Annotated in this window: 15 protein-coding genes; 1 reads left to right on the top strand and 14 read right to left on the bottom strand. The window is 68.7% G+C overall.

The features are described from left to right. Positions 1-136: 136 nt before the first annotated feature. Positions 137-1,807, bottom strand: a complete 1,671-nt coding sequence (locus H7F38_RS10385) for an AAA family ATPase (protein ID WP_187094609.1) — start codon at positions 1,805-1,807, stop codon at positions 137-139. 193 nt (positions 1,808-2,000) lie between these two features. Between H7F38_RS10385 and H7F38_RS10380 the strand changes: the two genes are divergently transcribed. Further along, on the top strand, positions 2,001-2,828 hold the full coding sequence (locus H7F38_RS10380) for a dienelactone hydrolase family protein (protein WP_187093983.1): 828 nt from the start codon (positions 2,001-2,003) through the stop codon (positions 2,826-2,828). Positions 2,829-2,848: 20 nt separating this feature from the next. Here H7F38_RS10380 and glmM read toward each other — a convergent pair whose 3' ends face one another. From glmM to map, 13 genes are all read right to left on the bottom strand, one after another. Then, positions 2,849-4,264: a phosphoglucosamine mutase gene (glmM, locus tag H7F38_RS10375; protein WP_187093982.1), complete on the bottom strand. Its 1,416-nt coding sequence runs from the start codon at positions 4,262-4,264 to the stop codon at positions 2,849-2,851. 10 nt (positions 4,265-4,274) lie between these two features. After that, positions 4,275-4,796 carry a 30S ribosomal protein S9 gene (gene rpsI / locus H7F38_RS10370; RefSeq protein ID WP_222618579.1) on the bottom strand — a complete coding sequence of 174 codons (522 nt, stop codon included), beginning with the start codon at positions 4,794-4,796 and terminating at the stop codon, positions 4,275-4,277. Between the two features lie 109 nt (positions 4,797-4,905). After that, complete coding sequence (gene rplM, locus H7F38_RS10365) at positions 4,906-5,349, bottom strand: 50S ribosomal protein L13 (protein ID WP_187093981.1); 444 nt, start codon at positions 5,347-5,349, stop codon at positions 4,906-4,908. 343 nt (positions 5,350-5,692) lie between these two features. Further along, positions 5,693-7,144, bottom strand: coding sequence for a hypothetical protein (locus H7F38_RS10360; RefSeq protein WP_187093980.1), 1,452 nt, complete (start codon positions 7,142-7,144; stop codon positions 5,693-5,695). A gap of 105 nt (positions 7,145-7,249) precedes the next feature. Then, the gene (gene truA / locus H7F38_RS10355) at positions 7,250-8,158 is read right to left on the bottom strand and encodes a tRNA pseudouridine(38-40) synthase TruA (protein WP_187093979.1); all 909 of its coding nucleotides are present in this window, start codon (positions 8,156-8,158) and stop codon (positions 7,250-7,252) included. Positions 8,159-8,353: 195 nt separating this feature from the next. After that, a complete protein-coding gene (gene rplQ / locus H7F38_RS26265; RefSeq protein WP_187093978.1) occupies positions 8,354-8,971 on the bottom strand; it encodes a 50S ribosomal protein L17 in 618 nt (205 codons plus the stop codon). A gap of 170 nt (positions 8,972-9,141) precedes the next feature. Then, on the bottom strand, positions 9,142-10,248 hold the full coding sequence (locus tag H7F38_RS10345) for a DNA-directed RNA polymerase subunit alpha (protein ID WP_255498319.1): 1,107 nt from the start codon (positions 10,246-10,248) through the stop codon (positions 9,142-9,144). 247 nt (positions 10,249-10,495) lie between these two features. Further along, complete coding sequence (gene rpsD, locus H7F38_RS10340; protein ID WP_187093977.1) at positions 10,496-11,101, bottom strand: 30S ribosomal protein S4; 606 nt, start codon at positions 11,099-11,101, stop codon at positions 10,496-10,498. 23 nt (positions 11,102-11,124) lie between these two features. Further along, positions 11,125-11,535: a 30S ribosomal protein S11 gene (gene rpsK / locus H7F38_RS10335; RefSeq protein WP_090476393.1), complete on the bottom strand. Its 411-nt coding sequence runs from the start codon at positions 11,533-11,535 to the stop codon at positions 11,125-11,127. A gap of 6 nt (positions 11,536-11,541) precedes the next feature. Further along, a complete protein-coding gene (gene rpsM, locus H7F38_RS10330) occupies positions 11,542-11,916 on the bottom strand; it encodes a 30S ribosomal protein S13 (protein WP_187093976.1) in 375 nt (124 codons plus the stop codon). 242 nt (positions 11,917-12,158) lie between these two features. Beyond that, a complete protein-coding gene (rpmJ, locus tag H7F38_RS10325) occupies positions 12,159-12,272 on the bottom strand; it encodes a 50S ribosomal protein L36 (protein WP_073715456.1) in 114 nt (37 codons plus the stop codon). 197 nt (positions 12,273-12,469) lie between these two features. Further along, complete coding sequence (gene infA, locus H7F38_RS10320) at positions 12,470-12,691, bottom strand: translation initiation factor IF-1 (RefSeq protein ID WP_015746488.1); 222 nt, start codon at positions 12,689-12,691, stop codon at positions 12,470-12,472. 439 nt (positions 12,692-13,130) lie between these two features. After that, complete coding sequence (gene map, locus H7F38_RS10315; protein WP_187093975.1) at positions 13,131-13,982, bottom strand: type I methionyl aminopeptidase; 852 nt, start codon at positions 13,980-13,982, stop codon at positions 13,131-13,133. Positions 13,983-14,018: the final 36 nt, after the last annotated feature.

Raw genomic sequence — 14,018 nt, 5'->3', positions numbered from 1 at the left:
CTAACGGTTCGTCCTGACGCCGAGGCCGTCCGACGCAGCCGGCACGCCATCGGTGGCACACCGGACGACCCGTGGTCACGCTGGGGCACCACGATGTCATTCGACCGGGCAAGAATCCCCCGATCGGCCCGCCCGGTCAGGCCCCGGCCACGATCCGGCCGCCCCGCGACCGGGTGGCCTCCGGATCGACGGCGGGCCCGGCGGCATCCTCGCCCGGCGTCAGGTAGCCGGCCCTGTCCTGCGGGGCGGACGCGGCCACGGCGCGGACGTTGGCCCAGGCGCGCAACGCCTGGATCTGCTCGGCCTGGGTGATGGACAGCGGAACGGTGTTGGTGATGGCGCGTTGCAGGTCGTCTGCGACAAGGGCGCGACGTCCGTCGAACGCGTCGAAGCAGGCCGAGATGACCGACTGCTCGATCTCGGCGCCGGAGTACCCCTCGGTGAGCGCGGCCAGTCCGTCCAGCAGTGCGTCGTCGACGGGCAGGTCCCCGAGCGCAGGCCCCGCCTCCAGCCGCGCCCCGATGTGCAGGGCGAAGATGGTCTTCCGTTCGACCGTGGTGGGCAGGTCGATGAAGAAGATCTCGTCGAACCGCCCCTTGCGCAGGAACTCGGGCGGCAGCAGGGAGATGTTGTTGGCGGTCGCCATGACGAACACCGCTGACGTCTTCTCCTGCATCCAGGTCAGGAACGTACCGAAGACCCGGGCCGAGGTCCCCGAGTCCCCGGTCCCGGAAGCGCCTGCGGCAAAGCCTTTCTCGATCTCGTCGATCCACATCACGCAGGGGGCGACGGCCTCGGCGGTACGAAGGGCGGTCCGCATGTTCTGCTCGCTCTCACCCACCAGCCCCCCGAAAACCCGGCCGATGTCCAGCCGCAGCAGCGGCAGCGACCATGCGCTGGCCATCGCCTTCGCCGTGAGCGATTTTCCGCAGCCCGGAACACCCGTCACCAGCACGCCTTTCGGTGCCGGGAGACCGTAGAGGGCGGCCTCGTCCAGCCAGGATCCGGACCGCTTGGTCAACCAGGTCTTCAGGTTCCCCAGCCCACCGACATCACTGAGCTTCACCGTGGAGGTGATCATCTCCAGTACGCCGGACTTGCGGACGATCTGGCCCTTCTCCTGCTGCACGATCTCGACATCGCCTGCGGAGAGGTGGTTGTCGTCGACCATCGCCCTGGCGAAGGCGTTCTCCGCCTCCAGCGCCGTCAACCCGAGGGCCGCCTTCGCCAGCCGCTCGAGGGCGTCGTCGGCCAGGTCCACCGTCAGGACCTTGGACTCGGTGTTGAGCTTGATCTTGCGGTCCAGCAGCTCACGGATCTGACGCTCGGTGGGGAGCGGGAAGTCGACCACCGTCACCAGGGCCTCCAGGTCCGACGGAATTCGGGGGGTCGGAGAGACCAGGACGAGGGTCCTGGGCACCTTGCCGTCGGCGAACAGCCGGGCGGTGTCCTTGAGCGCCCTGACCACCTGGGTGTCCGGCAACTGGCTGCCGGTGCCCAGCCAGGGATGGAGGTCGACCATCACGACGACGCTCGCCGTGGTCAGCGCGGTGGCGGCCGCGAGGGCGGCGATCGGGGTCCGGGTCTCGGGGTTGCCGACCTGTCCGAGCGCGGCGAACCCGTCGGAGGTCGACCATCGGTAGACCTGACGCTGCGGGATCAACTGGGCCCGGTCCCCAGCCACCGACGCGATCTCGCTGATCACCCTGGACTCCTCGGCCGTGGCGATCGACAGGAGCGGGAAACGCGCCATGATCAACCGCCTCAGAGTTTCCGCGAAGCCGGCACCCGCCTGGTCCGCAACCATCGTCCGTGCCCCCTCGAAGATCGTTCCGGACGTCGGCACCGGTACCGCGAACTGCTGCCGCCACCACGCCTTCACCACCGACCGGCCGACGCCAGCAATACTGTACGAGAACACGCCCGCGCGGGTGCCAGATGCCCGCCGTGAGCGCCGTCAGTGCCCTCAGCGCCCTCAGAACCCGACCAGGAGGATCCAGATGCCGCCGTTCGGCAAGAAATCGTCGATCAGCATCGATCATCCGTCCTTGGAATACCTGTCCCACCGCGGCCCGCACCGGGTGGCGGCCGGCAACCTGGCCGATGCGGGCATGCCGGGCCTGGTGTTCGCGCCCACCTCCGGCCGCGGCCTCCCCGCCGTCGCGCTGTCGCACGGCTGGCTGCAACCGGCCCGGCGTTACTCGGACACGATGCGCTTCCTTGCGTCCTGGGGCTTCGTCGTCGTGGCTCCGGACACCGAGCGGGGTCCGATTCCCTCCCACGGCGCCATGGCCATGGACCTGACCGCGGCGCTCGACCTGGTCGCCACCGGCAAGCTCGGCAACGGCCGGGTGCGGGTGGACCCGCAGAAGCTGGGCGTCATCGGGCACTCCATCGGTGGCGGCGCAGCGGTTCTCGCGGCCGCCGCCCGATCGGGCATCGGCGCGGTGGTGACGGTGACCGCCGCCGCCACCCACCCGTCGGCGGTCGAGGCCGCAGCCAGGGTGCGCGTCCCCGGACTGCACCTGATCGGCGCAGACGATGACATGGCAGAGGGTGACGGAAGCTCGATCGCCGCGGCGTGGGCCGGCGAGGCCCAGCTCCGCACCGTCAAGGGGGCCAGCCATCTCGGGCTCGCGGAAGGCTCGCACTGGAGCTCGACGCTGACCGGCTCGGGCAACGAGAAGCGGATCCAGCACCTGGTCCGGCTGCTGGCCACGGCGTTCCTGCTGCGTCACCTGACCGACGGTGAGCAGCTCGCCGACGAGCTCAAGGGCAAGGTCAGGGGCACCACTCTCGAGGACCTCGACGAGGTCCGCGCCGAGTAGCGGCACCCGGGCCGGCTGGGTCAGCCGGTCACCTGTGCGACGACGGTCGCCACCCGTTCGGCGACGAGCCTGGCCTGGTCGGCCGTGGCCGCCTCGACCATCACCCGGACCAGGGGTTCCGTCCCCGACGGACGGAGCAGGATCCGGCCGAGACCGCCCAGTTCCCGTTCGGCCTCCAGCACGGACGAGGCCACCGCACCGGACGCGGCGACCGCTGCCTTGTCGCGGACCTTCACGTTGATCAGGATCTGCGGGAAACGCACCACGCGGGCGGCGAGCTGGGCGAGACTCTTTCCGGTGGAAGCCATCTCCGCCATCAGATGCAGTGCCGTGAGCAGCCCGTCACCGGTGGTGGCCTGCTCGGCCAGCACCAGGTGCCCTGACTGCTCGCCGCCCAGGCTGAATCCGCCGGAGCGCATCTCTTCCAGGACGTACCGGTCACCGACGCCCGTCGTGACGACGGTGATACCGGCCTCGGCCATCGCCTGGTGGAAACCGATGTTGGCCATCACCGTGCTGACCACGGTGGACGCGGCCAGCTTCCCGCGGACGTCCAGGGCGACGGCAAGGATGGCAAGGATGGAGTCCCCGTCGACGTCGTTCCCGGCGGCATCGATGGCCAGACACCGGTCTGCGTCGCCGTCATGGGCGATCCCGAGGTCTGCTCCGTGCTCCAGCACCGCAGCCCGGACGTGGTCGAGGTGGGTGGATCCGACCCCGTCGTTGATGTTGAGGCCGTCCGGATCACCGGCGATGACGACGACCTCGGCCCCCGCGCGTCGATAGGCCTCCGGCGCAGTGGCGAAGGAGGCGCCGTTGGCGCAGTCGACCACGACCTTGACGCCCGTCAGCGAGTGCGGGGTGCAGGCCTGCAGGTGTTCGAGATACCGGTCGATCGACGAGGCGGCCGAGGTGATGCGCCCCACGCCCGCACCGGTGGGCAGCGTCCGCTCTGCCTGCATGTCGGTCTCGATCGCGTCCTCGACGGAGTCGTCGAGCTTGACGCCGCCGGCCGCGAAGATCTTGATCCCGTTGTCGGGCATCGAATTGTGCGAGGCGGAGATCACCACCCCGAGATCGGCGCCCAGCTCGCCGGTCAGGAACGCCACCGCCGGGGTCGGCACCACCCCGAGCAGGAGCACGTCGACGCCGGCCGACGCCAGGCCGGCAGCGACCGCGGCTTCGAGCATCTCGCCGCTGGCCCGGGGGTCACGCCCGACGACCGCCACCGAGCGACGCACGGGGTCCGCCGACCCGCTGATCCTGTCTTCCGGAGACGACTCGGCCGCCCGGTCCGTTCCGACCGCACCCTGCCGGAGCAGAGCCTGGTCGATCAGGACGCGGGCGGCCGAGGTCGCCAGCGAAAGCGCAATGGACGGTGTCAGATCGGCGTTGGCCAGACCTCGCACACCATCGGTTCCGAAGAGCCGGCCCATGCGCGGTGGATCAGCGCTTGGAGTACTGGGGGGCCTTGCGGGCCTTCTTGAGGCCGTACTTCTTGCGCTCGGTGGCCCGGGCGTCACGGGTCAGGAAGCCAGACTTCTTCATCGCGGGACGATCGGTCTCGTCGAGCTCGATCAGGGCGCGGGCGATGCCGAGGCGCAGCGCACCGGCCTGGCCGGACACCCCACCGCCGTGCAGCTTCGCGTGGACGTCGTAGATGCCGTCCTTCTCGAGCTGGACCAGCGGCTCCTTGATGAGCTGCTGGTGCACCTTGTTGGGGAAGTAGTTGTCCATCGTGCGGCCGTTCAGAGTGAACACGCCGGTCCCCGGGGTCAGGCGGACGCGGACGACGGCCTCCTTACGACGCCCGACGGTCTGCACCGGGCGGTCGACGGCGACCTTGACGACGGTCGGGACGATGACTGGTGCGTCCTCGGACTCGGACGTGTACTCGGTGGCACCGTCTTCGGCGGATGCATCCAGGTCGGCCTCGTCGGCTTCGACGATCTCGGGAGTTTCGCTCACTGACTCGCTCTTCTCAATGTCTTCGTGCTGCGGGTGAAGGTGCTGCGGGTTTCAGGTGCTGCGGATTTCAGGTGGCGGGCCGAAGGGCTCCGCCGAACTTCGACATGTCCTACTGGGCGACCTGGATGATGTCGAACGGCTGGGGCTGCTGCGCGGTGTGCGGGTGGTCGGAGCCGACGTAGACCTTGAGCTTGCGGGCCATCGAACGGCCCAGCGAGTTGTGCGGCAGCATCCCGATGATGGCCTTCTCGACCAGCAGATCGGCGCGGGTGTCGAGCAGCTCGCCGACGCTCTGCTTGCGCAGGCCGCCCGGCTGGCCGGAGTGGCGGTAGAGGAACTTGCCGTCCCGCTTGTTGCCGGAGATGGCGACCTTCTCGGCATTGATGATGACGACGAAGTCTCCGGTGTCGACGTGCGGCGCGTAGATCGCCTTGTGCTTGCCGCGAAGCAGCTGCGCGGACTGGCTGGCCAGCCGGCCGAGCACGACGTCGGTCGCGTCGATCACGTGCCAGGCGTGGGTGACGTCGCCGGGCTTGGGGCTGTACGTGCGCACGGATATGCCTCTGTCTCTCGAAATCACGGTCTATTGATCAGTATGTTCACGCTGCGGGGATGACACCCGCGGCGAGCGGTACCCCCCTGACGAGGGAAACCTGGGTGATGTGCTGCGCCGACCGCCGGAATCCCCCGCTGCGATGATCCGGCGGGCAGACCCGGGAGCAGTCCCGGTTCGGAGTCCGAAAGGTTCACGTTCGTGAGGCGACGCACAACACAACTGATGACCACTTGCTCCATGATCTGAAACCGCTTCAAGATCTGAAACCGTCATGACGGCGCAGTGGCACACCGAAAGTCAAGGTTACCGTGCCTTGGCGGTGAGGTCAAAATCGCGGACGTCAGAAGCCCTTGAGGATCGCAGCCTGCGACGACATCGCGGCATTGATGTCCGCCTGGCTGCTCGCGCTGACCTCCCAGGCGTAGCGGCCCGCGGTCCCCACACAGTAGTAGGTGGTGTTCAGTGCCTGCTGGATGCACCTGGCCGACGGCACACTCGAGGTCAGCGTGTAGGGCTGCATCCCGGCCACCGCCTTCTGGGTGGACGCCACGAAGCTGTCACGCAGCACGAGTGCAGCGGCGGCGTCCCTGGCCCGGTAGAGGGTCGCCCGGCCGTGGGCGACCTCGTCCACGCCGACCTGGCCGAACAGGGCCTTGGTACCGACGGGGTCGCTGTCGAAGTGGAGGTCGGCGGCTGCGGTGTAGATCCCGTCGCGCACGGTGGCATCGCCGTCCTTGTTCGGAAGCGTGTGCGCGAGCATGGAATCAGGATCGACCAGCAGCTTCATCAGGTCGGCGGGAGGGGTGGGTTGGAGCAGGGGCATGTAGACCATCTGCTTCTCGAGGACCTTCTCGGCCAGCGCGGCCTGCTGGGCCGGTGTGGACAGGTCGGTCGACGAACCGTCGAGATATACGTACAGCACCATGCGGCCCTGGGCCACGAAGGACTGGAAGTAGGACTTGCCGCCCGCGGCCGTGCCGAACCACCCGGCCGCCGCGGGTAGTCCGGCCAGCACCGCCGCCCCCCGGTCGGTGGACTTGTTGGCCGACGCTGCGGCGAGTGGTGCCACCGCCGCAGTGGCCTGCGCCCCAGAGGGGAACTCGAAGGCGGCCACCACCATGCCGTTGCCGGCTGCGTCCGACCTGGCCGACGAGAATCCGGTGATCATGCCGGCCCGTTGGGCCACCGCGGGGACGGGCGCGGCGAACAGGACCGACAGGGCAGACGGCCCGCGGAGCGGCAACGTCGACAGGTCGCCCCCCCGGTTGTAGCGGGGATCGATCAGGGTGGGCACCAGGAGGCGGGTCGCGATGCGGCGGGCTTCCAGCAGGTTCGCGCTGGCCTGCGTCCGCGGGTTCTTGTAGTACTGACCCGGAGCCGTCGGATAGGGGGCGCCGGTCCCAGCGGTGGCCTGCGGGCCGGTGGTCTGCGGGCCGGAGGTGCGCGGACCGGTCGAGGACGAAGGCGCGCCCGAGCCCGAAGACCGGCCGCCGGGGGCGGTGGTGGGCGGTCGAGGAGTCTGCGTCGCGCTGGTCCCCGGAGCAGTCGTCCCGGCCCGCGAGCCACCTGGCGTCGACCCGCCGGGACCGGCGGGCTGCGACCCCGGTGCGGTGCCGGTGCCGGCGAGCCCGGCCGCATCCGGAAGCGCACTACCGGCCACCGTGTGGGCACACCCCGCCGCGAACAACACCGCCGCCGCTGTCACGCACAGCATGGACCTGATCGATCTCGACATCTGTTCGTCCCCCTCGTTGATGCACAGCAGGCCGCCGATTCCGGACCTCTGCTCCATCCAAGGTAACCGGAGCCGGCCCGGCCCTCTGCCCGGAGTAGACCCTGCCGGAGCCCGATCGGTTCCCTGGCCACCCGCTCCGATGGCGCCGGGGCGGCCCGTTCGTCAGGAGTCCGGCGGAGGCAAAGCCCTGATGGCCCTGGTGGCGGTGGCCCGCCGTAGCAGCTCGGCATCGGGCGGGTAGTCGACCTGGACGAGCGTCAGCCCCAGGGCAGGCGCGATGTGGATGCCGGTCGATCTCGACCTGCTCGCGAGTTGGACGGCCGGGTGGCCGGTCGGTACCTGATGCTCTCCGACCGCGATCAGCGATCCCACCAGCGACCGCACCATGGAGTGGCAGAAGGCGTCGGCCTGCACGTCGATGACGACCTCCTCCCCCTCACGCCGGACCGTCAGTCCCTGCAGTTCACGAATCGTCGTCGCTCCTTCTCTCGGCTTGCAGAACGCCGCGAAGTCGTGCAGTCCGAGCAGCCGCGCCGCGGCGTCGGACATCGCTTCGACGTCCAACGGTCGCCGTCGGGAGAAGATGTCCCTGCGCTGCAACGGTTCGACCCCCCACTCCGCGATCCCGATCCGGTATCGGTAGTGGCGGCGGAGCGCAGCGAACCTGGCGTCGAATCCATCGGGTGCCATGCTGACCCGGCGCACCCTGACGTCGGTCGGCAGCAGTCCGGCCAGTCGTCGCAGGAGCCCCGTCCGCCCACCGGAGAGTTCGTCGGACCCGGGAGGGTCCGTCGGCCGCACACGGGGAGCAAGATGCCGCAGCCCGGCCCCCGGGACGTCGATGTGGGCCACCTGCCCGCTGGCGTGCACCCCGGCGTCGGTCCGGCCGGCGACCACGAGCGGGACGGCCTGACGGAACAGCACCACCAGCGCGTCGGTCAGGCATCCGGCGACGGTGCGCCGATCGGGCTGGGCGGCCCAGCCGGAGAAGTCGGTGCCGTCGTAGGAGATGTCCAGACGCAACCGGACGAGATCGTCGCCCGTCACCGCGTCGAGGCTCGCGTCCGTCATGCCGGTCCCTCCCCCGTGCTCGAGTGCCCATTCTGCCGAGTGCCCACTGGTCGAATGCCGATCGGCCGAATGCCGATGGGCCTAATGCCGATGGGCCTCCGACGCACGGACCGCGGTCGGGGACAGGAAAAGGCCCACCCCGGATCTCTCCGGGGCGGGCCCACCGCCTGGTCGGGTCGCCCCGACGGAGCAGTCCTACTTCTTGTCCGCTGCGTCCTCGGGCTCGGTCGTGACGGCAGAGTCCGTGGCCTCCACGGCCTCGGCCTCGCCTTCTGCCGGAGCCTCGTCGGCCGCCTGCTCGGCCTGCGTGGCCTCCTCGATCTCGGTCGGAGCCTCCAGCGGGGCCTCGACGGCATCGGCCGCCGTGGTGTCGGTCCGGGGGGCGTCGGCCTTCGGGGCTGCAGCCCTGGTGGAGGCGGCCCGACGGGCAACACGGTTGGCGGCGGAGGACACGGTCTCCTCGGTCACCAGCTCGATGATCGCCATCGGCGCATTGTCGCCCTTGCGCGGGGCCGTCTTGATGATGCGGGTGTATCCGCCGGCGCGCGTCTGGAACGACGGCCCGATCTCGGCGAACAGCTTGTGGACGACAGCCTTGTCCCGGATGACCTTCAGTGCCTCACGACGTGCGTGCAGATCGCCACGCTTGGCGTGGGTGATCAGCTTCTCGGCGAACGGCCGCAGTCGCTTGGCCTTGGCCTCGGTCGTGGTGATCTTGCCGTGTTCGAACAGCGACTGCGCGAGGTTGCGCAGGATCAGACGCTGGTGCTGCGGGGATCCGCCGAGGCGGGGTCCCTTCGTGGGAGTTGGCATGTCATGTCCTTGTGATCGTGTCCGTCACCTGGAGTGTCCAGATGTGCGGGTGAGGCGGCGCCCGGGAGCGAACTCCCGGACCCCGACGTTTTCCTATCCGTTTGTGGTGCTCCGGCCGGGCCGGCGCGCCGCCCGTCCCGTGCGAGGGACGGACCGTGGTGCTCGAACGATCAGACCTGCTCGGTCTCGGCGTAATCCGTGTCGTCGTTGGCCGTCTCGGCCGGGACACCGAAATTGGTGCCCTCGTCCGGGATGACCGTCGCGGGCGCGAAGTCGTCGTCGGTATCGCTCCAGTCGGCGTCGCCGTAGGCCTGGGCCGCGGCGGCGGGATCGAAACCGGCCGGCGAGTCCTTGAGGGACAGGCCGAGGCCGTGCAGCTTGATCTTGACCTCGTCGATCGACTTCTGTCCGAAGTTGCGGATGTCGAGCAGGTCGGCCTCGGTCCGCGAGACGAGCTCGCCGACCGTGTGGATGCCTTCGCGCTTGAGGCAGTTGTAGGAGCGGACGGTCAGGTCCATCTCCTCGATCGGCAGGGCGAACGCGGCGATGTGATCGGCCTCGGCCGGCGACGGCCCGATCTCGATGCCCTCTGCGTCGACGTTCAGTTCGCGGGCCAGGCCGAACAGTTCCACCAGGGTGGTGCCGGCCGAGGCCAGCGCGTCACGCGGGGAGATGGAGGGCTTGGTCTCGACGTCCAGCACGAGACGGTCGAAGTCGGTGCGCTGCTCGACACGCGTCGCCTCGACGCGGTAGGTGACCTTCAGGACGGGCGAGTAGATCGAGTCGACCGGGATGCGGCCGATCTCGGCGCCGACGACCTTGTTGGGCGAGGCCGGGACGTAGCCGCGGCCACGCTCGACGACGAGCTCGATCTCGAGCTTGCCCTTCTTGGTCAGGGTGGCCAGGTGCAGGTCCTGGTTGTGGACCTCCACGCCGGCCGGCGGCGCGATGTCGGCGGCGGTCACGTCGCCGGGGCCCTGCTTGCGCAGGTACATGGTGACGGGCTCGTCGTCCTCGCTCGAGACGACCAGTTCCTTGAGGTTCAGGATCAGCTCGGTGATGTCTTCCTTGACTCCGGGAACGGTGGTGAATTCGTGCAGCACGCCGTCCACCCGGATGCTCGTGACCGAGGCACCGGGAATGCTGGACAGCAGGGTGCGCCGGAGCGAGTTGCCCAGGGTGTAGCCGAAACCTGGTTCGAGCGGCTCGATGACGAACCGCGAACGATTGGCCGAGACCGGCTCCTCGGTGAGGGCCGGGCGCTGGGAGATCAGCATGGGTGGGTCCTTTCGACTGCAAAGGGTGGCGACCGCTATTTGACGCCACACAGGGGTCCTGCTGGTGGAGCGTTGGTGCTGGTCGAGCTACCCCATCGCGCTTATCAACTTCCTCGGCGCTCATGAAGTCGTCGACTTCTGGCACGTGAGTCCCAAAATCGGAACGTTCGTGAGCGCGGCCGAAGTTGATAAGCGCGACCGGGGTGCTGCTGCGGTGCTGCTGTCGTGCGGGTGGAGAGGGAACGGCCTACTTCGAGTAGTACTCGACGATCAGCTGCTCGGTGATCTGCGAGTCGATCTGGGCCCGGACGGGCAGCTGGTGGATGAGCACCTGCAGCGAGTTCGGGACGACCTGCAGCCAGGCAGGCGTCGGACGGTCGCCGAAGGTCTGGCGGGCCAGCTCCATCGGGAAGGTCTCCACGGACTGCTTGCGAACGGTGACGATGTCGTACTGCTCGACGCGGTACGACGGGACGTCGACGCGCTTGCCGTTGACCAGGAAGTGACCATGGGTCACCAGCTGGCGCGACGCGCGGCGGGTCCGGGCCAGACCGGCCCGGTAGACGACGTTGTCCAGACGCGACTCGAGGATCTGCAACAGGGTCTCACCGGTCTTGCCCGGACGGGACGACGCTTCCTTGTAGTAGCGGGAGAACTGCTTCTCCATGACGCCATAGGTGAAGCGGGCCTTCTGCTTCTCCTGCAGCTGGGTCAGGTATTCCTTCTCCTTGGTGCGCGCACGACCGTGCTGCCCTGGAGGGAAGGGACGGGCCTCGAACGCCTTGTCTCCACCGACAAGGTCGGTCTTGAGGCGACGGGACTTCTTGGTCATAGGACCGGTATAGCGAGCCATGATTTGGTTTCCTCTTCCCCGGGTCAGACCCGACGCCGCTTGGGCGGCCGGGTTCCGTTGTGGGCCTGGGGGGTGACGTCGGAGATCGCGCCGACCTCGAGGCCGGCGGCCTGCAGTGAGCGGATGGCCGTCTCGCGACCCGAACCCGGGCCCTTGACGAACACATCGACCTTGCGCATGCCGTGCTCGATGGCCTTGCGGGCGGCACTCTCGGCCGCCATCTGGGCGGCGAACGGGGTGGACTTGCGCGAGCCCTTGAAGCCGACGTGGCCGGCCGAGGCCCACGAGATCACGGCCCCGGTGGGATCGGTGATCGAGACGATGGTGTTGTTGAACGTGCTCTTGATGTGGGCGTGCCCATGCGAGACGTTCTTCTTCTCTTTGCGCCGGATCTTCTTGACGCCGGCGGCACCCTGACGGGTCTTCGGTGGCATGGCGTATTACCTGGCCTTCTTCTTGCCGGCGATGGTCTTCTTCGGGCCCTTGCGGGTCCGTGCGTTGGTCTTGGTGCGCTGACCACGCACCGGCAGGTGACGACGGTGACGAATGCCTTGGTACGAACCGATTTCCATCTTGCGACGGATGTCGGCCTGCACCTCACGGCGTAGGTCGCCCTCGACCTTGAAGCCGGCATCGATCTGCTCGCGCAGAGCGAGGACGTCGTCATCGGTCAGGTCCTTGGAGCGCAGGTCCGGGCTAATGCCGGTTGCGACCAACAGGGCAGCGGCGCGCGTGCGGCCGATCCCGTAGATGTAGGTCAGTGCGATCTCCATGCGCTTGTCGCGGGGAAGATCGACACCCATGAGTCGTGCCATTCGGCGCGGTACTCCTTCGGTGGTCCTCCAGGTGTCGGTCGCGTCCCGTCCCGATGTGTCGCCGCGGTCTCGCACTCCCCCGGTTGAGGGGCCGATCGACCGCGACACGGGCCCCGGCCTGAAGTCCGGGGGTGTACCGCTCCGTCCCGGAGGACGACTCGGCTGGTGACGCGATGGGTGCCCGTCGGTCCGACGGACGGTGGAACCTGCCCGCGGAACGCGAACAGGCGCCGGGGCCTGGATCAGCCCTGGCGCTGCTTGTGACGCACGTTGTCGCAGATGACCATGACGCGACCGTGCCGGCGGATCACCTTGCACTTGTCGCAGATCTTCTTGACGCTGGGCTGAACCTTCATCTGGCTGTGCTTCTTTCTCTTGCGCCACCCGGAGGCGGTGCTACTTCCCGCGGACCGGCCCGGGGGCCGGCTGCTCGCGAGGCAGACCCATTGCCTGCCTCACACCCTGCTGTTGATGCCAACCACCCCGTCGGCGCCGACTCGCGCCTGCGGCGCATCGGTTCCTGTGGACGCAGTGGTTCCTGTAGACGCAGTGGTTACTTGTAGCGGTACACGATCCGACCGCGGGTGAGGTCATAGGGCGAGAGCTCCACGACCACGCGGTCCTCGGGAAGGATGCGGATGTAGTGCTGCCGCATCTTCCCGCTGATGTGAGCCAGCACGCGGTGCCCGTTCTCCAACTCCACGCGGAACATGGCGTTGGGGAGCGGCTCGACCACGCGGCCCTCGACCTCGATGGCCCCGTCCTTCTTGCCCATATCCTCCGCAATCCGTTGCTGTTGTTCCTGCTGCACGGCACCTGTCGAAACGACTTCTGGTGCCGTGACCGCGCCCACGGGTGGGCACAGCCTTTCCCCTCGACCATGAGCCGTGGGTGTGACGATCGGGTAGCGCATCTCCAGTACCGACTGCCAGGTGTAGAACACCCTGGCCGGGTGACGGGCACCCCGGTATCGAATCAGCCCTGCAAAACCATCAGAGAGCGCACAAGAGGAGTCGATGACGATTCGCGGCCACAGCAAACCGACACGACACGTACGCCGAAACTCCACTGTACGCGTCCGAGCGTGCTCGACAAAGTCGAGCCCGGCAGCCGCATGCCTGCCACCTGCCGCGACGTCCACCTGCACCGTCCGCCCGGCGACGCCAACCCGGCGACGGCCACCCGGCATCCTCAACCCGGCGCCGGAGCGGGGGTCAGTCCAGCGAGACGGGCGTCACCCCGAACGGGGCCAGTTCCGCGATGCCCGCGTCGAGGGCAGTGAGCACGCTGATCCCGTCCTCGCAGATGGCGACCGAGTGCTCGTAGTGGGCCGCCCGGGCACCGTCCTTGGTGACCACGGTCCAGCCGTCGTCCAGTTCCCTGGTCGCCGGCCGGCCGAGGGTGAGCATCGGCTCGATGGCCAGCGCCATGCCGAACGCCAGACGCTGGCCCTTCCCGCGCTTGCCCGTATTGGGGATGAACGGCTCCATGTGCATCGCCGTGCCGATCCCGTGCCCGCCGTACCCGGAGACCGACCCGTAGCGCCGCCCGTCCTGGGCACCGGACTTGTCGCCGGCGGTCTCGATCGCCCACGACACGTCACCCAACCGCCCACCGGGCTTCGCGGCAGCGATACCGGCCCACATGGCCAGGGACGTCGCGTTGATCAGGTCCACCTCGGCCATGTTCGACGGTTCCCCGACGTGCACCGTGATCGCCGAGTCCGAGTGCCAGCCGTCGAGGATGCAACCGGCATCGATGGACAGCAGGTCGCCCTCCAGCAGCACCCGTGGACCCGGGATCCCGTGGACGACCTCCTCGTTGACCGAGGCGCAGATGGTGGCCGGGAATCCCCGATCGGCCCCATGTGCCCCGTAGTGCAGGAAATTGCTCGTCGCGCCCGCGTCGGCGATCACCGCGGCGACGGCCGCGTCGACGTCGGCGGTGGTGGCACCGGGTACGACCGCCGACCGGCCGGCTGCGATGGCGCGCACGAGGACCAGGGCCGAGGCTCGCATCGCCTGCAGCTCGCCCAACGTCTTGTACTGGATACCGCGATCAGCCATGTCCCACTCCGCTCCCGTTCACACCGCCGGACCCCT

This window comes from Nakamurella sp. PAMC28650 (genome assembly GCF_014303395.1).
Classification (GTDB): Bacteria; Actinomycetota; Actinomycetes; order Mycobacteriales; family Nakamurellaceae; genus Nakamurella.
Note: the sequence above shows the minus strand (reverse complement) of the source record. Positions and strands in the feature narration are given on the sequence as shown.